The following is a 20447-nucleotide window of genomic DNA, read 5'->3' as shown; positions in this document are numbered from 1 at the left end:
CCGCTCCGCCGCGGTCGAAATCCCTGCGAACATGTTCGTCACCCGTCTTACCCGGAACAGTCGCGTACCTCCGAATATGGCCCGGACCAGCGAGATGGCAGACCCGCCCGCGGCCGAGTCGGAGCGGAGCGCGGCCGAAACGGAACCCGGCGGGGACGAGACGGAGGCGACCGCGACCGAGGCGGAGACGACCGTCACCGTCCGGTGTACCGGCCACGTGCGCACGGAGCTCGGCGTGTACGAGTTCGAGTACACCTTCGGGGGCGACACCCTCCGCGCGTTCCTCGACGAGCTGTTCGAGGACTACCCCCAGCTCCAGGACATGCTGATCGCGGAGTCCGAGTCGGACGCGACCCACAGCGGCTGGGCGCCGACGCCGGAGGAGCTTCCGGGGACGTGGTCGAAGAACCCAGTCGGCGAGCAGACCATCGCGTACGCCCGGATCCTCGTGAACGGTCACTTCAACGAGAACGAGCAGGGCTTCGACACGGAACTGGAGGATGGCGACCGCGTCGCGCTCGTCTACCCGTTCATGTTCTGCTGTTAATCTGGACAGACCGATGTCACCAGAGTTACGGTGATATTCTCAAAACCTCCGGCGCCTGTTTATAAATGATTGACTGTGAATAGGCGGGAAACTTCCAAAGCCCCAGTCGCGAGGCGCTACTCGGTCGGAGATCGTCCGACCTCGAACACCTCTAAAGCCCCAGTCGCGAGGCGGGCGCACGCTCGCTGTGCGCCTCGCTCGTTCGCTCCGCTCACTCGCTTCGGTGCTTGCTTCGCCTGCGCCCGCCTCGCGACTGCCCCTTTGAGTCCCACCCCGCACCGCACAGCGACCGCAGCCTCACGCCTCCCCAGCCTCGTCGCTCACGCCCTGCGGGCGTTCGCGACTCCCTCGCGCGTGCTCCTCGCGCCCGCTGGGCGCTCGGAGGCACGCGCCACCGCACCGCGGTCTATTTATAAAATCGTCGTCGTCACTCGCGGGTTGCTCGCCGCAGGAGTGCGGGGGAAGGGATTCGAACCACAGTCGGACGTGCTCGCTTCGCTGCGCGCGACCTCCCTGCTTCGAATTCCTTCTAATCCAGACGCGGCGCTCACGATGTGTGAGCGCCGCGATATGCGGGGGAAGGGATTCGAACCCTCGAACCTCTACAGGAGCGGATCTTAAGTCCGCCGCTTTTGGCCAGGCTCAGCCACCCCCGCGCGGATTCGGGTATCCGCGGCGAGGTGAAACGCCTTTCGGAACACCGGGCGGAACGCGCTACCAGTCGACCGAGAGCGTCCCGTCGCCGTGCGGATCCGGCGCTATCTCCTCGTCCGTCCGGCGGTCGACGACGTGGATCACGCCCGCCTCCTTCTTGGCGGGACACGCCTCGGCCGCGCGGACGTTCTCCTCCAAATCGTCCTCGCCGATGTAGTACGTCTCCGGCTTCGCCATCCCGCTCACCACGTCCATCACCCAGTTGTCCGCGACCTCCGCGCACTTCCCCGCCCCGAAGCACTTGTTCGCCTCGAAGACGATCTTGTAGGGCTTCTCGTCGACCGGCGGCCCCTCGCCGCCGAGGTCGCTGGCGCGGAGCACCTCGTCGCCGCCGTCGGTCGCGGCCTCGTCGCCGCCGTCGGTCTCGGCCTCGTCGCTCATGTCGCTCCCTCGGCGGCCGCGGGACTTTCGTCTGTCGGTCGTTCCCGCGCGCTCGGGACGGTCACGTCGAGGCGGACGAGGCGGTCACTCCTCGACGTGTTCCGCGAGCAGGCGCTCGGCGTGGTCGAGCGAGTCGGCCAACTCCCACCGGACCTTCGCGGCGTCGCCGTACGCGAGCGCCTCCTTCAGTTCCTCGCGGAGGATCCCGGTTCCGAACCCGACCGTCTCGCCGTCGGCGTCCCCGAGTTCGTACAGCGCGTAGCGGCTCGGGACGCTCCCGACCGTCGAGCGGTCGAGGTCGCGCCAGGGTTTCGCGAGGCTCATCGCGTCGACTCCCCGGCCGGCCGCGCGCTCGTCGGCGTCACCGGTGGGCGTCGAGCCCGTCTTCGGGACCCTCGACGATCTCGTAGCTCCCCTCGGTCCAGCCGTCCTCGACGAAGACGAACACGCGCCCGCCGGCGATCTCGGGGTCGGCGACGACCTCGTTGCGCTGGCCGTCGCGGCCGACGATCACGCCGGGGAACACCTCGTCGCGCTCGCCGTCCTCGACGATGACGCGGCCGACGCCGGAGTCTTCGAGGATCTCGTCGTCGGTCTTGTAGTCGTTCACGTACGTCATCACGCCCTCCGTCTCCGTCGGGTCGGTGACGAGCACGTGGGTCTCCTTGCCGGGACCGGCGGTCACCGACCCCTCGGCCGACTCGGGGACGCCCCGGTAGAGGGTCGTCCGGCCGTCGAGGTACTCGACGACGACGCCCTCCTCGCGGAGGTCGACGCCGATCGACGTCGGCGGCACGTCGCTGCGTGATGGCGCGGACATACGCCACGCTCCGGGTGCCGGCCTCAAAAGGGACGCGCTCGGGCCTCGCGCCGGACTGCGACGGACCGTTCCCGAACGCGGCGGCGGACGACCGCCCGAAACGCCGCACGGCGGGGGCGCCCTCAGCCGCGAGAATCGGCGTGCCACATTTAAGTTCCTGCCGCGGGGAGTGCGTGTCATGGAACGGACGCGACGGACGCTTCTGGGGGTCGGCGCCGCCCTCGTCGGGACCGCCGGGTGTCTCGGCGTCGAGGGCGTCGAGTACCCCGACGCCCCCGAGGGCGCCGACGCGCCGGGCGACGGCGGCGACTCCGACGACGACCCGCCCGATGACGGCCCTCCCGACGATCCGGCGGACGCCGACGGCGACCCGCCGGAAGTCAATCCCGCGCTGGCGGACGCGACCCGCGCGGTCGTCGACGACGCGGTGTGGTTCGCGACCGAGTACCCGGACGCGGTCGCGACCTACCGCGACGCGGTCGCCGACGCGGTCTCGACCGTCCGATCGGTCCGCGAAACCGTCGACGAGGAGGCGACGATCACGGCCGAACAGGTGGAGGCGGTCGCGGCCGCCGGCGAGACCGCCGCCTCGCGCGCGGTGGAAGCCCTCGAACCCCACTTCTCGCCCGGGCCGCGGATCCGCGCCCGCGTCGACCGTCACGTCGACGTTCTGCGCGATTTCGCGCCCCGCGACGACGTCGACCGCGCCCTCGAGGAACTCGACCGCATGCGTACCGACCTCGCGAGCATCGGAACCGCCATCTACGTCGAGGAGGAGTTCTCCCGAGACCCGATTCACAACCGTCTGTTCCGTCGGCTGCTGGCGCCGCTGCCGACGGACGACGGGGAGCGCGGGCGCGTCACGTCCGGGACGCTCGTCGAACTCGCCGTCGCGAGCCGCGGCTTCTCGACGTTCGCACACCGGCCGTACGGCGACGGACTCGACCGCGACGACGTGCCGCGGATCTACGGCGACGCGTTCGCTCCCGAGCGACAACGAGAACTGCGCGCCCGGCTCGGCCCGATCCCGCAGTCGGCGGACCGGATCGAGGAGCTGTTCGTCGCGTTCGCGGACCGCCCTCCCGCCGGGAACCGACGCCGAGAGGCGTTCGAGGGCTGGGCCCGCGAACTCGACGGCGTTCCGGCCTACGTCCAGCGGTATCCGGACGCGGAGACCGCCGAGGCGCGGCTCTCGACCGCTCTCGAAGCGGGGTCGACGGAGGGACGAGCCGCCATCGACCCCGAGGCGACGCTCGCCGGCTCCGACTTCAGCGGGAACAGTTCGGCGACCGAAAACGGCACCGCCGCCGACGGCGGAAGCGAGGCGATCGCCGACGTCGACGACGGCCCGACCGCCTGGTACCGGTTCTACCACCGCGAGGCGGAGGGCGAGCGGTACGGCTTCGACGAGCACGCCGGCATCCAGTACGGCTACGTCGTCCGGGCGGGGGAGTTCCTCCTCGCGACCGGCTTCTCCGGCGACGCGTGGGAGGAGCGGACCGGCTGGCACGGCAGACTGCGGCACGGGTGGGTGACCGGCGCGTGAACGCGAACGAAGTCGGTCTCGTGGCCGCGGCCTTCGCGCTCGTCGGCGCCGGCGTCGGCATCGTCGGCGCGGCCGCGACGGGCTGGGCGGAGGCCGCGCTGGCGACCGCCGCGACCGGCGAGACCGCGCGGTTCGGACCGGTGTTCGTCGCGCAGTCGTACCTCGCCGTGACCGCGACCGTCCTCGTCGCCGCGGTCCCGCTGGCCGGGGTCCTCGGCGTGCTCGTCGGGTCGCGCGCCCGCGGCGTCGTCTCCGCGGCGACGACCTGCGGACTCGGAACCGGTCTCGGCGCGCTGGCGTACGGGCTGATCGCGGTCACGGTTATCGTCGTCTCGCAGGGCGACGCCGCGACGCAGGCGCACGGGCTGGCCGACGCGCTCGTGCCGACGCTCGCGACGGCGTTCGTCTCCGGGGCCGTCGGCGCGTCGGCCGGAGTCCTCGGAGGAGTGATGCGATGACCCGAAACCGGGACGGAGCGGACCGCGACGACGACCGACCCGACCGACCCGTCCGACGCGCGTCGCGGCGGGGCGTCCTCGCGGGCGGGGCCACCGGACTGCTCGCCGGCTGTCTCGTGACCTCGGAGGAGGAAGACGGGGCCGCCGCGCGACAGACGGAGGACGGAACGGGCGGCGACGACTCGGGCGCGGGCGGCGACGACTCGGGCGTGGGCGGCGACGACTCGGGCGTGGGCGGCGACGACTCGGACGCGGGCGGCGACGGGTCCGGCGGTGACGGCGGGGGATCCGGCGGCGAGGCGGGCGGCGACGCCGAGGAACCGACCCCTGACGAGGTCGGTCCCGACGGGTCCGGTCTCGTGGTCACCGACGCCACGGTGCTGGACGTAACGGAAAGCGGGGGACGGACGACGGTCGACGCTCGTCTGACCGTCGAGAACGCGGGTCGGTTCGAGTACGGCACGGTCGAGTTCCGCGTCGACGCGTATCCGACGCCGGCGGGGTCGGAAAAGCGCGATTCCGTCGGGTTCGGGAAGGTCACGCGACGATTCCCGTCTGACGACCGGTTCGACGGGTCGCGGACACGGCAGTTCACGCTGGAGATCACGTTCCCGAGTCGACGGAGCAACGTTCGTCCCGACCCGGACCGATACGCGGTCGACGCGGCGGTCAGGCGCGCGGAGCCGGTCTGAGGCGGTGGGGGCCGCGACCGCGGTCCGCTCGGGAGAGAGACTCGCCGTGATCGCTACCTCTTTGTCCGCGCTCGCGAGCGTGAAGCCATGGAGGGACGGGCGGCGGCGCTCGGCGCCGGAACCGTGTTGAACGCGCTCGCGACCGGCACGGGCGCGGCGTTCGGCATCGACGTCGAGACGCGCGCGACCGTCGAACTCGACCCCGCGGCCGACGGCGTCGCGGGCGAAATCGCCGAGGACGCCGACGCCGACACCGACCTGATCGAGCGCTGCGTCGCCCTCGCGACCGAGCGGTGGGGCGGCGGCGAGGGGGGCACGGTCCGCACCGACAGCGACGTGCCGCTGGCGGCGGGGCTGAAAAGCTCCAGCGCGGCCGCCAACGCGACCGTCCTCGCGACCTGCGACGCGCTCGGACTCGCGGTCGGCGACGATCCGGACGACCCCGCGGTCGACGTCACTCGCCTCGAAGCGTGCCGGCTGGGCGTGCGCGCGGCTCGCGAGGCCGGCGTCACCGTCACCGGCGCGTTCGACGACGCGACCGCGTCGATGCTCGGCGGCGTCACCGTCACAGACAACGACGCCGACGAACTACGCGTCCGCGAGACCGTCGACTGGGAGGTCCTGATCTGGACCCCGCCCGAGCGCGCGTACAGCGCGGACGCCGACGTGGCGCGCTGCGAGGCCGTGGCGCCGATGGCGGACCTCGTCGCCGACCTCGCGCTCGACGGGCGGTACGGCGAGGCGATGACGGTGAACGGGCTGGCGTTCTCGGCCGCGCTCGGGTTCGACGCCGACCCCGCCGTCGAGGCGATGCCGCACACGACCGCGGTGTCGCTGTCGGGCACCGGCCCGAGCGTCGTCGCCGTCGCGGACCCTGCCGACCCCGAGACCGACCTCGACGCGGTCGCCGACGCGTGGGGCGACCGCCTCGGGACGCTGCGACGAACGACGACCAGAAACGACGGTGCGGCCGTCGAGTGAGCACCCGCGAGCACATTACCCACCGACCCCACTACCAATGAGCGACACACCCAACACCGAGGACCGGAGCCTCGACGAACTGCGACACGAGATTGAGGACATCGACCGCGAGATCGTCGAACTGATCGCCCGGCGGACCTACGTCGCCGACACGGTCGCGGCCGTGAAAGACGAACGAGACCTCCCGACAACTGACGAGGGCCAAGAGGAGCGCGTGATGGAGCGCGCCGGCGAGAACGCCGAGCGCTTCGACGTGGACGCCAACCTCGTGAAGGCGATCTTCCGGCTGCTGATCGAGTTGAACAAGGTGGAGCAGCGGGAGAGTCGATAGCGCGAAGTTCGACGTTACAAGCCGTATGGAGCCCGTTTAGTTCTCGAAGATTCTTCCGATAGCTGCTCTTTCGATTCAGGCTCGATCAAAAACACCATGTCCGGTTTCGGTGGCTCCGAAGGATGTGGTAGTGACAAGAGGGCAAGCGTTTTGCCCCCGAACTCACAATGTACACATATGAGTTCCGAGTCCAAAAAGAAGCGCGTCCAGTTCCGTGCACCGAGGGGACTAGTAAACCGGGCCGACGCGCTCGCTGCGGTGTTCGAGACGGATCGGACGGACATCCTCATCTCCGCGCTTCGGGACTACCTGCGGGACGCCGCGCACTCCGACGAGGTGAAACAGGAGATCGCGGAGGCCTTCTACGACGACGACATCACGTTTGAGGAACTGAAAGACCTCGTCGGGCACGAGGAGGCCGCCAACTTCCGGCTGCTGAAAGAGCAACTGACCGACGAATTCGTGGACGAGGTCACGGAGGAGCTGGCCGACTCGTAGATGGTTCTGATAGTCGCCGACACGTCGGCTCTGGTAAGCCTCGGGACGGTGGCGGGCACCTCACCGAATCCACTCGACCTTCTCCTCGATTCGCACACCGTGGTCGTCCCAGCGCAGGTCGTCGACGAACTCACCGAGACGGCGTCCTACGACGACGCGTCCGGCGAGGCGGCACAGGCGGTTCTCGGCCGTCGCTCTGCGTTGGAGACTTGTTCCATCGAACTGGACGAGACGTTCCCGCTGGACGACGGCGAGAACGCGGCGGTCACGCTGGCGAACGATATCGACGCCGTGCAACTGCTCTGTGACGAGTTCAATCGACTTGCGCTCGTCCACGCCTCGCTGGCCGAGACCCGCCTTGTCACGACGCCCATCCTCCTCACCGCACTGGTTCGCAACGACGCGATCTTGCCGGACGCTGCCGACGGGTTTTTGGCCGAGATGAGTGACGCTCGTAGTTGGTCGTCAAACTCCTACGTCGAGCGGGCGCAGTCCACGCTTCGACAGCAACGCGATAACGAGCAACCCGATCCGAAGTGATCGACTCGTTAGACACGCGCTAGCCGATCGGAACGACTCTCCGTAGAGCAAGGGCACCTCAGTTAAATACGCCACCGAGACACACTCTTTGTATCCTGAACTCTGTCGTATTGGACGTGTTGTTGGACACTATTCCAGAGAATCCATTGTGGATTTCATCGACCTGAACAAGGTCGAGCAACGAGAGAGCCGGTAGCGTCTTCGCGGGCCGACGCGGCTCCCGCCCTACTCGTCGCCGTCACGGATCAGCATCACCTTCACCCGGCGAACGGCGTCGAAGTCGCGGAGCCGGTACGTCAGTTCGCGGACGCGCTCGGCGTCCCCGCGGCAGAACAGCGATTCGAGACACCACTCGCCCTGGTGGGTGTGGCTCGTGTTGAGGATCACGTCCTGGTACTCGTGTTGGGCGCCGTGAAGCTCCCGGATGACCTCGTGGTGGCGGTAGTCGAAGCCGACGAGCGCGACGACCTCCCCGGTGGTCTCTTCGAGCCGGGAGTGCGACTCGACGAACTCCAGCATCGCCTCCCGGACCGCCCGCGATCGGTTCTCGATCCCCTCGTCTCGCCACGCCCGGTCGAACTCCTCGATCAGTCCGTCGGGGATGTTGAAACTCGTTCGCATCGCCTCGTCGTCGAGGCCCCGGACACAAGAGGTTCGTTATGACGATTCCCCCGGTTCGGTACTAACAACCGCTAAACGGTATCGTTCCCGACCCTCGAACGACGATGCTCTCAAGCGAACTGTTCGGACCGCTCGCGGGCGCAATCCTGCTCGGCGCGGTCCACGGCGTCGAACCCGGGCACGGCTGGCCCGTCGCCGCCTCCTACGCGCTCGATCAGACCAACAAGTGGCTGTACGGGTTCGCGGCGAGCGCCATCATCGGCTTCGGTCACCTCGTCAGCAGCATCGCGATGGTTGCCGCCTTCTTCTACGCGAAGAACTACTTCGATCTCACGCAGGTCAACGAGCCGATCACGGTGCTCGGCGGCGTTCAGATCGGCGGTCCCGTCAGCCTCGTGGCCGGCGTGCTGCTGATCGGTCTCGGCGTCCGCGAGTACTTTCACGGGCACTCGCACGGATCTCCCGGAAAGGCGCACGATCACGACTCGGAAGGTGATCGCGGCCACCACGACGGGCACGACCACAGCCACGACGGGCACGACCACAGCCACGACGGGCACGACCACGATCATTCACACGACCACGACGACGGCGGCGGACGCCTCGCCCGGCTGAAGGGGCTTCTCCCGTTCGTCGGCGGCCAGTCCCACTCGCACGACGGCTTCGACGAGAGCGCTGATCGGGGACTCCTCGGCATCGCGTGGTTCGCGTTCGTCCTCGGGTTCGCCCACGAGGAGGAGTTCGAGATCATCGCGCTGTGTGCCGGGTCGAACTACTGTCTCGAACTGATGGGCGCGTACGCGCTGACGGTGATCGCGGGCATCGTCGGACTGACGATGCTGTTGATCGCGGGCTACCACCGCTCGCAGGAACGGGTCGAGCGGTACACGCCGTACCTCCCCGCGTTCTCCGCGGCGGTTCTCGTCGTCATGGGTCTCGGGTTCATCGCCGGGCTGTTCTGAGCCGCCGGCGCCCACCGACGCCCGTGTCCCGTTTCTCCAACGCGTAGATTTAATCCGGGCGACGGCGTGCGAGCAGCCGTGGTATCGCCTTCGTCGATCGCGGGTGCCGACTCCGGAATCGTCCGAGAGCGACCCTTCCAGCTGCTGCTGCTCATCAACGTGCTCCCGCCGCTCGGCACCGCGCTCCTCTCGCCCGTGCTCGGATCCCTCGTCGAGCCGCTCGGTGCCTCCACGGCGAACATCGGGCTCATGATGTCGGCGTTCACCGCGCCGTCCATCGTCGTCATCCCGATCGCGGGCGTGATATCCGACCGGTACGGGCGACGACCGGTGTTGATATTCGGGCTTTGCTGGTTCGGGCTCGCCGGCACCGCCATCGCGTTCGTCTCCACCTTCACCGCGGCGCTCGCCCTGCGCGCGCTCCAGGGGATCGGGTTCGCCGCGCTCACGCCGATCATCATCACCAGCATCGGCGACCTGTACGAGGGCACGAAGGAGGCGACCGCACAGGGGTTTCGATTCACCGGTTCCGGACTCTCGCAGACGGTATTCCCGCTTGCCGCGGGGGTGCTCGTGGGGATGGCGTGGCAGTACCCGTTCCTGCTGTACGCCGTCGCCTTCCCGATCGCGGCGGTCGTCTACGCCTCCTTCGAGGAGCCGCTCGACGAGGCGGGAGCGGAGGGATCAGAGGCGGGGATCCGGACGCATCTCGGCGACATGCGGAGGCTCGTCGCGCACCGCCGGGCGTGGACCGTGGTCGTCGCCCGCGGGAGCGCGAACGTCGCGTGGTTCGGCTTCCTCACGTACAACTCGATCCTCGTCGTCGACGTGCTCGGCTACACGCCGGCGGAGGCGGGAGTCCTCGCTGCGCTCGCGAGCCTGTCGTACGCGCTCGCGGCGACGCAGGCCGGTCGGATCGCCGACGTCTTCGACGACCGGCTCTATCCCCTCGTGGCCACGAACCTGTCGATGGGCGCGGGGCTCGCGTTCGCCTTCCTCGCTCGGTCGCTCGCGGTCGCCGCCGTCGGCGTCGTCTTCATGGGGATGGGATTCGGACTCGTGCTCTCCATTTACCGGAGCGTCATCACGACGCTCCCGCCGGCGGACCTCCGCGGCGGACTCGTCAGCCTCGGCGAGGGGAGCGGGCGCGCGGCGGCGACGGCGACCCCGGTGGTCATGGGCGTCGCCGTCGCGCTGGCGACCCGTCCGCTCGGCTTCGAGGCGGCCGTCCGCGCCGTCGGCGTCGGGGCCGGCGTCGCCGGCGCGGGCGTCGGGGTCGCCTGCCTGCTCCTGATGAGCGCGTCGCCGCCGATCCGGATGGGGGAGTAGCGCGCCCGAACCGGCGACCGCTGCCACCCCGAGAACTTTGTCGTCCGACCGCGACGCGGTGACCATGACCATGACCGACGTCGCGGTGCTCGATCACGACGCGCACGGAATCCCGGCGGCGGAGTACGCCGACCTGCTCGCACGCCGGCTCCCCGACCGGGAGGTACGCCTCGCCCGGACGCCCGCGGAGACCGACCGCTACCTGCGGGAGGCGACGGTCGTCGCCGGGAAGTCGATCGACGGCGCGGCGGCGGCGAGCGCCGAGAACCTGCGGCTGTTCGCGTGTAACTCCGCCGGCGTCGACCACCTCCCGCTGGACGCGCTCGCCGAGCGGGGCGTCGCGGTGACGAACGCCTCGGGCGTCCACGGGCCGAACATCGCCGAGCACGTGCTCGGCTGGCTGCTCACGTTCGCGCGCCGGCTCGACGAGGGGCGCCGCCGCCAGCGGCGTCGGGAGTGGCGTCGCTTCCAGTCGTTCACCGAGCTCGCCGGCAGCACCGTCGCGGTCGTCGGACTCGGCTCGATCGGCGAGGCGATCGTCGCCCGCTTGGAAGGATTCGACGTCGAGACGGTCGGCGCGCGCTACTCGCCGGAGAAGGGCGGCCCGACGGACGAGGTGATCGGCTACGGCGACCTGCCCGAGGCGTTGCCGAGGACCGACGCGCTCGTCCTCGCCTGTCCCCTGACGGAGACGACCGAGGGACTCGTCGACGCGGCCGCGCTCGACGCGCTGCCGACGGACGCGATCGTCGTCAACGTCGCGCGGGGCGGGGTGATCGACACGCCGGCGCTCGTGGACGCGCTTCGGTCGAACGCGCTCCACGGGGCCGCGCTCGACGTCACGGACCCGGAGCCGCTCCCGAGCGACCACGACCTGTGGGGGTTCGAGAACGTCTTCCTGACCCCGCACGTCGCCGGGCACACGCCGAAGTACTGGGAGCGGCGCGCGGACATCCTCGTCGAGAACCTCGAACGGGTCGCGGAGACCGGCGCGTACGAGGGGCTGAGAAATCAGGTGACTTGACGGGGCGGTCCGCGGCCGCGGCAGGTCCGCGACGCTACTGGTACGCTTGGATCCCGGTGAGGTCCTCGCCGAGGATCAGCGTGTGGATGTCGTGGGTGCCCTCGTAGGTGTACACCGTCTCCATGTTCGCCATGTGTCGCATCGGCGAGTAGTCGGCCGTGATCCCGTTGCCGCCGAGCATCTCGCGGGCGATCCGCGACTGGTCGCGGGCGGTGCGGACGTTGTTTCGCTTGGCCATCGAGACGTGTTGCGGCCGCATCTCGCCCGCCTCCTTGAGCTCCGCGAGCCGATGCGCGAGCAGCTGGGCGAGGGTGATCTGCGTCGCCATCTCCGCGAGCTTCTCCTGTTGCATCTGGAAGCCGCCGATCGGCTTCCCGAACTGCTCGCGGTCGGTGGCGTATTCGCGGGCGACCTCGAAGCAGTCCGCCGCCGCGCCGACCGCGCCCCACGCGATCCCGTAGCGGGCCTGCGTCAGACACGACAGCGGCCCCTTCATCCCCTCGACGCCCGGCAGCCGGTTCTCCTTCGGAACGCGGACGTCCTGGAGGCTGATCTCGCCGGTGATCGACGCGCGGAGGCTGAGCTTCTCGTCGATCTTGTTCGTCGCGACGCCGTCGCGGTCGGTCTCGACGAGGAACCCGCGGACGGGGGTGTCCTCCTCGCCGTGGTCCCGCGCCCAGACGACGGCGACGTCCGCGATGGGGGAGTTCGTGATCCACGTCTTCGAGCCGTTCAGGACGTACTCGTCGCCGTCCGGATCGGCCGTCGTCTCCATCGCGGAGGGGTTCGAACCGTGCTCCGGCTCGGTGAGCCCGAAGCAGCCGACGGCCTCGCCCGTGCCGAGCTTCGGGAGCCACTCCTCCTTCTGGGCGTCGCTGCCGAACGCGTGGATCGGGTACATCACCAGCGCGCCCTGGACGCTCGCCATCGACCGGAGTCCGGAGTCGCACGCCTCCAGCTCGCGCATCAGCAGGCCGTAGGCCGTCTCGCTGACGCCCGGGAGACCGTACCCCTCCAGGTTCGGCGCATAAAAGCCCATCTCGCCCATCTTCGGGATGAGGTCCGTGGGGAACGTGCCGTCGATCCAGTGTTGACCGATGTCCGCGACCTCGCCGTCGATGAACGACCGGGCCGAGTCGACGAGCAGCCGCTCCTCCTCGGACAGGGTCGACTCCATATCGAAGTAATCGAGCATACGATCGGATGGGATCCCAAGGATAAATAACTACAGTCCCCGGCCGTCGGTGTGCGGGTCGCGTCCCGGCGACGACCCGTCTCAGAACCCGTCGGTTCCGTCGAGGACGTGCTCCTCGACGACGTCCGTGTCGAGTTCGACCCCGAGACCGGGCGCCTCCGGCACCGCGATGCGGCCGTCTTGGATCAGCGGCTCGTCGCGGGCCAGCAGGTCGTCCCACCAGTCGACCTCCAGCGCGTGGTACTCCAGGAGATCGAAGTTCGGCGTGGCAGCGCCGAGGTGGACGCAGGCCATCGTTCCGACGGGACTACAGACGTTGTGCGGAGAGATCGGCATGTAGTTCTCCTCGGCGCGGTCCGCGATCCGCATCGTCTCCGTGAGACCGCCGACCGTCGTCGGGTCGGGAGTGACGACGTCGACGCCGTGGTCGTAGATGAGGTCCGACAGCTCGAACACGCGGAAGCGGTTCTCGCCGGTCGCGACCGGCGTCCGCGTCGCCTTCGTCACCTCCTTTTGCGCGTCGGTGTTTTCCGGCGGGATCAGGTCCTCCAGCCACATCAGGTCGAACTCCTCCAGCTCGTGGGCGAGCCGCTTCGCGCTCTCGACGGAGTAGTCCCAGTGGCAGTCGAAGGCGAGGTCGGCGTCGTACCCGATCTCCTCGCGCACGGCGGCGACGATCTCCTTTTTCTCCCGGATCGCCGCGTTCGTGAGGCGCCCGTTGTACGGGTCGTTCTCGTTGTCGGCCGGCAGGTCGAGGTCGAACTTCAGCGCGGAAAAGCCCATGTCGGTGACGCGCGCGGCCTCGGCGGCGTACGCCTCGGGAGAGTACGCCTCGGCGTCGGCGTAGGCGGTCGCGCCGTCCTCGACCGCGTACGCCTCGCCGGCGTGGCAGTCGCAGTAGAGCCGGACCTCGTCGCGGTACTTCGAGCCGAGCAGCTGGTAGACGGGGAGTCCGAGGATCTTGCCGGCGGCGTCCAACAGCGCGATCTCGATGCCGGAGGCCGCGGTGACGACCTTCCCGGTCGTGCCGCCGTGGCCCGACATCTCCTGGAAGACGTACCGCACCAGCCGCTCGACGTCGAGCGGGTTCTCGCCGACGAGGAACCGGTTCGTGTACTCGACGAGCTCCGGGACGCCGCCCCCGCGGTACGCCTCGCCGATCCCGGTGACGCCGGCGTCGGTCTCGACTTTGATCAGGTTCCACTCGAAGTTCCCCTCGACGACGCAGGCGTCGAGGCCGGTGATCTGTACGTCTCGGTCAGAGTCGCGGGTGTCGATCTGGTCTGAGTAGTCTCGCATGTGTGGTGGTGTCGGTAGTCTCGTGGGGTTCGGGGTCAGTCGTCTCTGAACCGCTGTAGCGCGTCTTTATCGAGCGGGACGCCGTGCCCGGGTCGGTCCGGGAGGTCGATACTGCCGTCGTCGCCGGGTTTGACCGGATCGGCGACCACGTCGTCGAACGCCTTCACGTCCATGTCGCGGTAGAAGTACTCCACCCAGAGACCGTTCTCGATGGCGCCGAGCAGGGAGGCGTGGATGTTCCAGTTGTAGTGGGGCGCGATCGGGATGTCGTACGCGGAGGCGTGGTCCGCGATCTTCAGCCACTCCGTGACCCCGCCGCAGACGGTGACGTCGGGCTGGAGGATCGCCGCCGCGCCCGTGTCGGCGAGCCGGGCGAAGTTGTGTCGCGTCCCCTCCAGCTCGCCGGTGGCGACGGGGTACTCGATCCCGTCGTTCACCTCGGCCATCGTGTCGACGCGGTCGATCATCACCGGCTCCTCGATGAAGTACGGGTCGTAGGGCGCGAACGCCCGGCAGTTGCGGAGCGCCTCCGTCGTCGACCCCCAGACGCCGTTGGCGTCGAGGAGCAGGGTGCGCTCGTCGCCGATCTCGTCGCGCACGGCGGCGACGCGCTCGGCCTCCTCCGCGGCCGACAGGCGGCCGACCTTCATCTTCACGACGTCGTGGCCCTCGTCGAGGTAGCGCCGCATCTCGCCGCGGAGCGCCTCGTGACCCTTGTCGTCGCGGTAGTAGCCGCCGCTGGCGTACGACGGCACCGACTCCGAGTGGCCGCCGAGCAGCTTGTGAAGCGGCATGTCGGCGGCCTTCGCCTTCACGTCCCAGAGCGCGATGTCGACCGTCGAGATGGCGCGTAAGAAGAGACCGGTCCGGCCGATCTGGACGTTGCCCTCGTACATCTCGTGCCACAGGCGCTCGGTGTCGCGGGGATCCTCACCGACGAGGATCGGTTCGAGCAGCGACTCGACCGCGTCGGCGATGAGACCGGCTCCCTCGTACCCCAGCGAGTAGCCGACCCCCTCGTGGCCGGTGTCCGTCCGCACGTACGTGATCGCGTGGTCACGATAGGTGAGGGTCCGGTTGGAGAAGGAGACGGGCGACTCCAGCGGCAGCTTGATCGGGAACGACTCGACTTCGGTGATCTGCATGCGTGGTGCGGCGTCACACGGACACAAGTAGACGCCTGTATCGGCAACACTCTCGCAGAGCGTTTCAGCGGCGGGTTCGCCGGTAACTCCACCGCTTGCCACCCGCAGCTTTTGTACCGGCGCCCCGAGGGACTCCACATGGACGTTCCCGATCGAAGCGACGTCGACGGGCTCATCGATCCACAGCCGCTCCCGGGGTTCGCGCGGGTGCGGTACGAGCCGCGAACGGAGCGCCTCGACGACCCCGTCGGGGCGGCGCGCGGGGCGCTCGACGCGCTCGATCTCGACGGCCTCCCGGCGGACGCGACCGTGGCCGTCGGGGTCGGTAGCCGCGGGATCGACCGCGTCGACGAGATCACGGGCGCGGTCGTCGACCGGCTCGACGAGCGGGGCTTCGACCCCGTGGTGGTGCCGGCGATGGGGAGCCACGGCGGCGCGACGCCGGAGGGACAGCGCGAGGTGCTGGCGGCGCTCGGGATCACCGAGGAGACGGTCGGCGCGCCGATCGACGCCCGCATGGAGGCCGAGCGGCTGGCGACGGTCCCGGTGGGCGACGCGGAGACGCCGGTGTACTTTTCGACGGCGGCGCGTTCGGCCGACGCCGTGCTCGTGGTGAACCGCGTGAAGGCCCACACCAACTTCACCGGACCGATCGAGAGCGGGCTGGCGAAGATGACCGTCGTCGGTCTCGGTAAGCAGCGCGGCGCGAAGTCGTTCCACTCGACGGCTATCGCCGAGGGGTACGTCGAGACGCTGACGGCCGCGCTCGACGTCATCGAGCGCGAGACGCCGATGGTCGGGGGGATCGCGCTCGTCGAGAACTTCGAGGAGGAGATCGGCCACGTGGAGTCCGTGCCCGCCGGGTCGTTCCTCGACCGCGAGCCGGAGCTGCTGGAGCGCGCCTACGACGAGATGCCGACGCTCCCGGTCGACGACGTCGACCTCCTCGTCGTCGACGAGATCGGCAAGGAGATCTCGGGCGCCGGGATGGACACGAACGTCATCGGGCGGTACCGCGTCCTCAACGCGCCGGACCCCGAGACCCCGGACATCGACCTCATCTACGTGCGCGGGCTGACCGAGGCGACGAAGGGGAACGGCAACGGGATCGGACTCGCCGACCTCACCCGAAAGAGCGCGGTCGACCAGTTGGACCTGAAGAAGACGTACGCGAACGCCCTCACGAGCGGCTCGCTCGCGAAGTCGAAGCTCCCCGTGGTGGCCCCCGACGACGAGTTCGCGCTCCGGACCGCCCTGGCCGCGCTGGGCGGGTACGACCCCGAGACGGTCCGGATCGTCTGGATCCGGAACACGCAGGACCTCGGCGAGCTCCGCGTCTCCGACGCCGTGGTCGACGACCTCCCCGAGGCGGCGGAGGTGGTCGGTCGCGAGACCGTGGGGTTCGACGAGGGGACGGCGGGGTTCGAAGGGGCGACCGACGGCGACCCGAACGCGTGACGATCCTGTCTCTCGCCCGACATTCCGCTGGTTGCCTGTAGGAAAACGTTTTCACGCGATACTCGGAATCGGTAGGGTATGGACCTACAGATCGACGGGAACGCGGCGCTCGTCACCGCATCGTCCAGCGGGCTCGGCAAGGCATCGGCGAAGGCGCTCGCCCGGGAGGGCGTCGACGTCGTCATCAACGGCCGCGACGAGGAGCGACTGGCCGCCGCGAAGGAGGAGGTCGAAGAGGTCGCGACCGGCGAGGTCGCCGCCCACGCCGCGGACCTGACCGACGCCGACGAGGTCGCGGCCTTGGTGGAGGCGACCGTCGACGAGTTCGGCGCGCTCGACCACCTCGTGACCAGCGCCGGCGGCCCGCCCTCGGGCGCGTTCCTCGACACCGACGACGAGGACTGGCAGCACGCCTACGACCTGCTCGTGATGAGCGTCGTCCGGCTGGCGCGGGAGTCGTACCCGCACCTCAAGGAGGGCGACGGCGGCACCATCGTCAACATCACCTCCCGGAGCGTGAAGGAGGCCATCGACAGCCTCGTGCTGTCGAACTCCGTTCGGATGAGCGTCATCGGGCTGGAGAAGACCCTCTCGAAGGAGTTCGCGCCCGAGGTGCGCGCGAACGCCGTCCTGCCGGGTCCCCACGAGACGAGCCGGATCCGCGACCTCGTCGAGGCCGCCGTCGAGCGCGGCGAGTACGACTCCTACGAGGAGGGGCTCGACGACTGGGCGGCGAACCCGCTCGGCCGCATCGGCGACCCGATGGAGCTCGGCGACACCGTCGCGTTCCTCTCCTCGCCGAAGTCGGGGTACGTCAACGGCACCGCCCTCCCGATCGACGGCGGCTCGACCGGAGCGAACCTATGAGGCCGGTCGCGTTCGACGACGCCGAGACGTACGAGCCGGAGGCGGGGTGGCGGCGCGTGTCGATGGCGGGCAGCGACCGGTTCTCCTTCGAGTGGTTCGAGAAGCCGCCGGGCCACAGCTCGCCGATGCACGACCACGAGAACGAGCAGGTGTGCCTCTGTCTGGCGGGCGAGCTCACGGTCGTCACCGAGGACGACGAGGTGACCCTTCGGAAGAACGACTCCGTCCTGTTGGAGTCCAACGAGGCCCACAGAGTGGAGAACGCCGGCGACGAGCGCGCGGTCGGGCTCGACGTGTTCGCCCCCGGGCGCTCGTTCGACTTCTGGACGGACCGCGAGGAGTGAGATGAACGGATCGAACGCGCGAAACGGGGCGATCCCTCGGTGAAGTACCTCGCACGCACGGCCACCGGCGACCCGCTGCTCGGCGACGAGGAGGGGTACGTCCCGCTCGACGCGGTCGAACCGGACGCGGCGAGCGTCCGCGACGCGCTCCCCCGGGCGGCGGCGGGCGAGCTCGGCGACGTCGCCGACGCGACCGCCGACCCCGTCCCGGCCGCGGACCTGTCGTTCGGCGCGCCCCTGGAGTCGTTCGGGAAGCTGTGGGGGATCGGCCTGAACTACGAGGAGCACGCAGGCGACCTCGACGAGCAGCGTCCGGAGGAGCCGGCGAGCTTCATGAAGCCCTCGTCGGTCCTGACGGGGCCGGGCGGGCCGATCCGGCTGCCGCCGGAGTCCCAGAGCGAGCGGGTGACCGCCGAGGCGGAGCTGGCCGTCGTGATGGGCCGGACGTGTCGGAACGTCGACGAGGGCGACGTCGACGACGTGATCGCGGGCTTCCTCCCCGTGATCGACATGACCGCCGAGGACGTGCTTCAGCGGAACCCCCGATTCCTCACGCGGGCGAAGAGCTACGACACGTTCCTCGTGCCCGGCGCCGCGCTCGCGGTCCCGGAGGGGCCGCTCGACCTCGACGAACTCTCCGTCCGGACGGAGGTCAACGGCGAGGTGAGAGCCGAAAACGAGATCCGGAACATGCTGTTCCCGCCGGCGGAGATCGTCTCGTTCCACTCGGACGTGATGACGCTGGAACCCGGCGACCTGTTCAGTACCGGGACGCCCGGCGCGGCACCCATCGACCCCGGCGACCAGGTGCGAGCGGTCGTCGAATCGATCGGCACGGTCGGCGCGCCGGTGACGCGGTAGTCGGTCGGCGTCGCGGTTACAGCCGCCGCCATCCGGTCCCTTCGGCAGGCATCTTTATTACCCGCTGTTCGGTTAGGTGGCGCTATGTACCGCGTACTGCTTCCCGTCGGCGGAGATGCCACACACGTACTGGACGCGGCCGACGCCGTCGCGTCGCTGCCGAACGCCGCGTCCGACGTCGAGGTAGTGATACTCAACGTGTACGAGGGGTTCGAGGCGAGCGGCGAGGGCGGCCGCGTCGACTCCGAGGAGGTGTGGAACGAAGAGAACTACCCCGAGAGCGTCGACACCGTCGAGGAACGGTTGGCGGCGGCCGACGTTGCGACGACCAGACGGCGTGAACACGGCGATCCCGCCGACACGATCATCGAAGTCGCCGACGAACTCGACGTCGACAACATCTCCATGAGCGGGCGACGGCGCAGTCCGACCGGGAAGATGCTGTTCGGGAGCACGACGCAGTCGGTACTGCTCGCGGCCGACCGCCCGGTGACGGTGATCCTCAACGAGTAGGCAGCCCCCGAACGTGTTCGCCTGCCTTCACGAACGTGTATATTCCCTCGATGTGAACTGAAACAAACAGGAACATTGTTAATGATAGATGGGGTGTACCCTGTTGAGTATGTCAGAGAACTCAGTCAATCGTCGTAAGTTCCTGTACGGTACCGGCGCGGTAGGCATCACCGGACTCGCCGGCTGTAGCGGCAACGGCGGCGACGGCGGCGACGGGTCCGACGGCGGTGACGGAAGCAACGGGTCCGACGGGTCTGATGGCTCCGACGGGGGAAGTCAGGATCTCTCGCTGCGCGTGGGTACGTCCGCCGGCGGGACCCAAGACGTCGGACTCGCGGTCGAGCGCGCGGTGAGCCAAGAGAGCGACACCCTGAGCTACTCGACCATCGAGAGTCCTGGCTACATCGGAACGATCCGCCGGATGGCCAACAACCAGTTCAACGCCGGGATCACGGACAACAACTCGCTGGCGAAGGCGCTCGACGAGACCGGCGCGTTCGAGGAACAGCCAGTCGAGCGCATCCCGCAGTACGGCTTCTACGCGTTCCCGTACAGCATCTATATCATCGCCCGCGACGGCACGGGGATCGAGACGTTCGACGATCTCGCCGGCGCGAACGTCTACCCCGCCGAGCCGGGGTACTCGACGCGCGCGACGACGCTGGACGTCTGGTCGCAGGACCCGACCGCCGACGTCTACGACCAGATGAACATCCAGAACATGGGCGTCGACTCCGCGCCCGGTGCGATGGAGGAGGGGAACATCGACGCCAGCATCGCGTACGGTACGCCCGGCGTCCGGTACACCGGGTTCGTCCAGGAGATCGCCTCCCGGATCGACGTCCACTACGTCGAGCCGACGGACGCGCTCCGCCAGTCAGCCGAGTCGTACCCCGGTGCTGGTACCGGTACCACGAGCTACGCTGACTGGTCCATCGCGGACGCCGACATCGGCACGGACGAGGTGTTCCACTGGAACCTCGAAGTGAACTACACGTTCAACCCCGAGGCGAACCCGGACGCCGTCTACGAGCTGTGCCGCGTCGTCGACGAGCACAACGACACGGTCAACGAGGGCGAAGCGCAGTTCAACGACTTCGAGTCCACCGAGGACATGCTCGGGTCGGCCCGCGAGAATATTCCGGTCCACCGCGGTGCCGTGCAGTACTACCAGGACAACGACGCGTGGGACGACAGCCTGACGGAAGGCGACAGCGCCTGATCGCTCGGAGATCCGGCTCTCTTTCCTGATCTCCGGGTACCCCGATCAGTAATTTAAAATCATCGTACACGCAACCGACAACCCAGACATCAACTATGA

The 20447-nt window shown here is 69.1% G+C and carries 24 protein-coding genes and 1 tRNA gene; 17 read left to right on the top strand and 8 right to left on the bottom strand.

Annotated elements, in window-relative coordinates:
• Positions 1–76: 76 nt before the first annotated feature.
• A complete protein-coding gene (locus J2744_RS09310) occupies positions 77–547 on the top strand; it encodes a MoaD/ThiS family protein (protein WP_209547098.1) in 471 nt (156 codons plus the stop codon).
• A 571-nt stretch (positions 548–1118) separates the two neighbouring features.
• On the opposite strand, the gene J2744_RS09305 is transcribed toward J2744_RS09310, so the two are convergent.
• The 4 genes from J2744_RS09305 to J2744_RS09290 all read right to left on the bottom strand — a co-directional run bounded on the left by J2744_RS09305 (position 1119) and on the right by J2744_RS09290 (position 2462).
• Positions 1119–1203 (bottom strand) — tRNA-Leu (locus J2744_RS09305).
• A 58-nt stretch (positions 1204–1261) separates the two neighbouring features.
• Positions 1262–1642 (bottom strand): ferredoxin, encoded by a 381-nt coding sequence (locus J2744_RS09300; protein WP_209547095.1) that lies wholly within the window; start codon positions 1640–1642, stop codon positions 1262–1264.
• Between the two features lie 84 nt (positions 1643–1726).
• Positions 1727–1966: a DUF7508 domain-containing protein gene (locus J2744_RS09295; RefSeq protein ID WP_209547092.1), complete on the bottom strand. Its 240-nt coding sequence runs from the start codon at positions 1964–1966 to the stop codon at positions 1727–1729.
• Positions 1967–2003: 37 nt separating this feature from the next.
• The gene (locus tag J2744_RS09290; protein ID WP_209547089.1) at positions 2004–2462 is read right to left on the bottom strand and encodes a DUF5796 family protein; all 459 of its coding nucleotides are present in this window, start codon (positions 2460–2462) and stop codon (positions 2004–2006) included.
• A 178-nt stretch (positions 2463–2640) separates the two neighbouring features.
• On the opposite strand from J2744_RS09290, the gene J2744_RS09285 reads away from it, so the two are divergent.
• The 7 genes from J2744_RS09285 to J2744_RS09255 all read left to right on the top strand — a co-directional run bounded on the left by J2744_RS09285 (position 2641) and on the right by J2744_RS09255 (position 7508).
• Positions 2641–4008 (top strand): hypothetical protein, encoded by a 1368-nt coding sequence (locus J2744_RS09285; RefSeq protein ID WP_209547086.1) that lies wholly within the window; start codon positions 2641–2643, stop codon positions 4006–4008.
• Positions 4005–4466, top strand: a complete 462-nt coding sequence (locus J2744_RS09280) for a hypothetical protein (protein WP_209547083.1) — start codon at positions 4005–4007, stop codon at positions 4464–4466. Before J2744_RS09285 ends, J2744_RS09280 begins: the two co-directional genes overlap by 4 nt.
• Positions 4463–5158, top strand: coding sequence for a hypothetical protein (locus J2744_RS09275; protein WP_209547080.1), 696 nt, complete (start codon positions 4463–4465; stop codon positions 5156–5158). Before J2744_RS09280 ends, J2744_RS09275 begins: the two co-directional genes overlap by 4 nt.
• A gap of 87 nt (positions 5159–5245) precedes the next feature.
• The gene (locus J2744_RS09270) at positions 5246–6139 is read left to right on the top strand and encodes a shikimate kinase (protein WP_209547077.1); all 894 of its coding nucleotides are present in this window, start codon (positions 5246–5248) and stop codon (positions 6137–6139) included.
• A 37-nt stretch (positions 6140–6176) separates the two neighbouring features.
• Positions 6177–6470 (top strand): chorismate mutase, encoded by a 294-nt coding sequence (locus J2744_RS09265; RefSeq protein WP_209547075.1) that lies wholly within the window; start codon positions 6177–6179, stop codon positions 6468–6470.
• Positions 6471–6647: 177 nt separating this feature from the next.
• Positions 6648–6968: a hypothetical protein gene (locus J2744_RS09260; protein ID WP_209547072.1), complete on the top strand. Its 321-nt coding sequence runs from the start codon at positions 6648–6650 to the stop codon at positions 6966–6968.
• The gene (locus J2744_RS09255) at positions 6969–7508 is read left to right on the top strand and encodes a hypothetical protein (RefSeq protein WP_209547069.1); all 540 of its coding nucleotides are present in this window, start codon (positions 6969–6971) and stop codon (positions 7506–7508) included.
• Positions 7509–7733: 225 nt separating this feature from the next.
• Here J2744_RS09255 and J2744_RS09250 read toward each other — a convergent pair whose 3' ends face one another.
• A complete protein-coding gene (locus J2744_RS09250) occupies positions 7734–8129 on the bottom strand; it encodes a CopG family ribbon-helix-helix protein (protein ID WP_209547066.1) in 396 nt (131 codons plus the stop codon).
• Positions 8130–8233: 104 nt separating this feature from the next.
• Between J2744_RS09250 and J2744_RS09245 the strand changes: the two genes are divergently transcribed.
• The 3 genes from J2744_RS09245 (at position 8234) to J2744_RS09235 (ending at position 11444) form a co-directional block, all read left to right on the top strand.
• The gene (locus J2744_RS09245) at positions 8234–9091 is read left to right on the top strand and encodes a hypothetical protein (RefSeq protein WP_209547063.1); all 858 of its coding nucleotides are present in this window, start codon (positions 8234–8236) and stop codon (positions 9089–9091) included.
• Between the two features lie 78 nt (positions 9092–9169).
• Positions 9170–10420: an MFS transporter gene (locus J2744_RS09240; RefSeq protein WP_209547059.1), complete on the top strand. Its 1251-nt coding sequence runs from the start codon at positions 9170–9172 to the stop codon at positions 10418–10420.
• Between the two features lie 70 nt (positions 10421–10490).
• Positions 10491–11444, top strand: coding sequence for a D-2-hydroxyacid dehydrogenase (locus J2744_RS09235; RefSeq protein WP_210113166.1), 954 nt, complete (start codon positions 10491–10493; stop codon positions 11442–11444).
• 34 nt (positions 11445–11478) lie between these two features.
• Here the strand turns inward: J2744_RS09235 and J2744_RS09230 are convergent, their stop codons facing one another.
• The 3 genes from J2744_RS09230 to J2744_RS09220 all read right to left on the bottom strand — a co-directional run bounded on the left by J2744_RS09230 (position 11479) and on the right by J2744_RS09220 (position 15083).
• Complete coding sequence (locus J2744_RS09230; RefSeq protein ID WP_209547056.1) at positions 11479–12639, bottom strand: acyl-CoA dehydrogenase family protein; 1161 nt, start codon at positions 12637–12639, stop codon at positions 11479–11481.
• A gap of 81 nt (positions 12640–12720) precedes the next feature.
• Complete coding sequence (locus J2744_RS09225) at positions 12721–13938, bottom strand: mandelate racemase/muconate lactonizing enzyme family protein (RefSeq protein ID WP_209547053.1); 1218 nt, start codon at positions 13936–13938, stop codon at positions 12721–12723.
• A gap of 35 nt (positions 13939–13973) precedes the next feature.
• Positions 13974–15083 (bottom strand): mandelate racemase/muconate lactonizing enzyme family protein, encoded by a 1110-nt coding sequence (locus J2744_RS09220; RefSeq protein WP_209547050.1) that lies wholly within the window; start codon positions 15081–15083, stop codon positions 13974–13976.
• Positions 15084–15221: 138 nt separating this feature from the next.
• Here J2744_RS09220 and J2744_RS09215 point away from each other — a divergent pair, with 138 nt between their 5' ends.
• The 6 genes from J2744_RS09215 to J2744_RS09190 all read left to right on the top strand — a co-directional run bounded on the left by J2744_RS09215 (position 15222) and on the right by J2744_RS09190 (position 20348).
• Positions 15222–16541: a DUF362 domain-containing protein gene (locus J2744_RS09215; RefSeq protein ID WP_209547047.1), complete on the top strand. Its 1320-nt coding sequence runs from the start codon at positions 15222–15224 to the stop codon at positions 16539–16541.
• 78 nt (positions 16542–16619) lie between these two features.
• Positions 16620–17408 carry an SDR family oxidoreductase gene (locus tag J2744_RS09210; RefSeq protein WP_209547044.1) on the top strand — a complete coding sequence of 263 codons (789 nt, stop codon included), beginning with the start codon at positions 16620–16622 and terminating at the stop codon, positions 17406–17408.
• Positions 17405–17752, top strand: a complete 348-nt coding sequence (locus J2744_RS09205; RefSeq protein WP_209547041.1) for a cupin domain-containing protein — start codon at positions 17405–17407, stop codon at positions 17750–17752. Before J2744_RS09210 ends, J2744_RS09205 begins: the two co-directional genes overlap by 4 nt.
• Positions 17753–17791: 39 nt before the next feature.
• Positions 17792–18613 carry a fumarylacetoacetate hydrolase family protein gene (locus J2744_RS09200; protein ID WP_209547038.1) on the top strand — a complete coding sequence of 274 codons (822 nt, stop codon included), beginning with the start codon at positions 17792–17794 and terminating at the stop codon, positions 18611–18613.
• Positions 18614–18697: 84 nt separating this feature from the next.
• Entirely contained in the window at positions 18698–19126 is a 429-nt protein-coding gene (locus tag J2744_RS09195) for a universal stress protein (protein WP_209547035.1), read from the top strand.
• A 109-nt stretch (positions 19127–19235) separates the two neighbouring features.
• Complete coding sequence (locus J2744_RS09190; protein WP_209547032.1) at positions 19236–20348, top strand: TAXI family TRAP transporter solute-binding subunit; 1113 nt, start codon at positions 19236–19238, stop codon at positions 20346–20348.
• The last annotated feature ends 99 nt before the right edge of the window (positions 20349–20447 follow it).

This window comes from Halorubrum trapanicum (genome assembly GCF_017873555.1).
GTDB classification, from domain to species: domain Archaea; phylum Halobacteriota; class Halobacteria; order Halobacteriales; family Haloferacaceae; genus Halorubrum; species Halorubrum trapanicum.
This window is presented reverse-complemented; position numbering and strand designations above follow the sequence as displayed.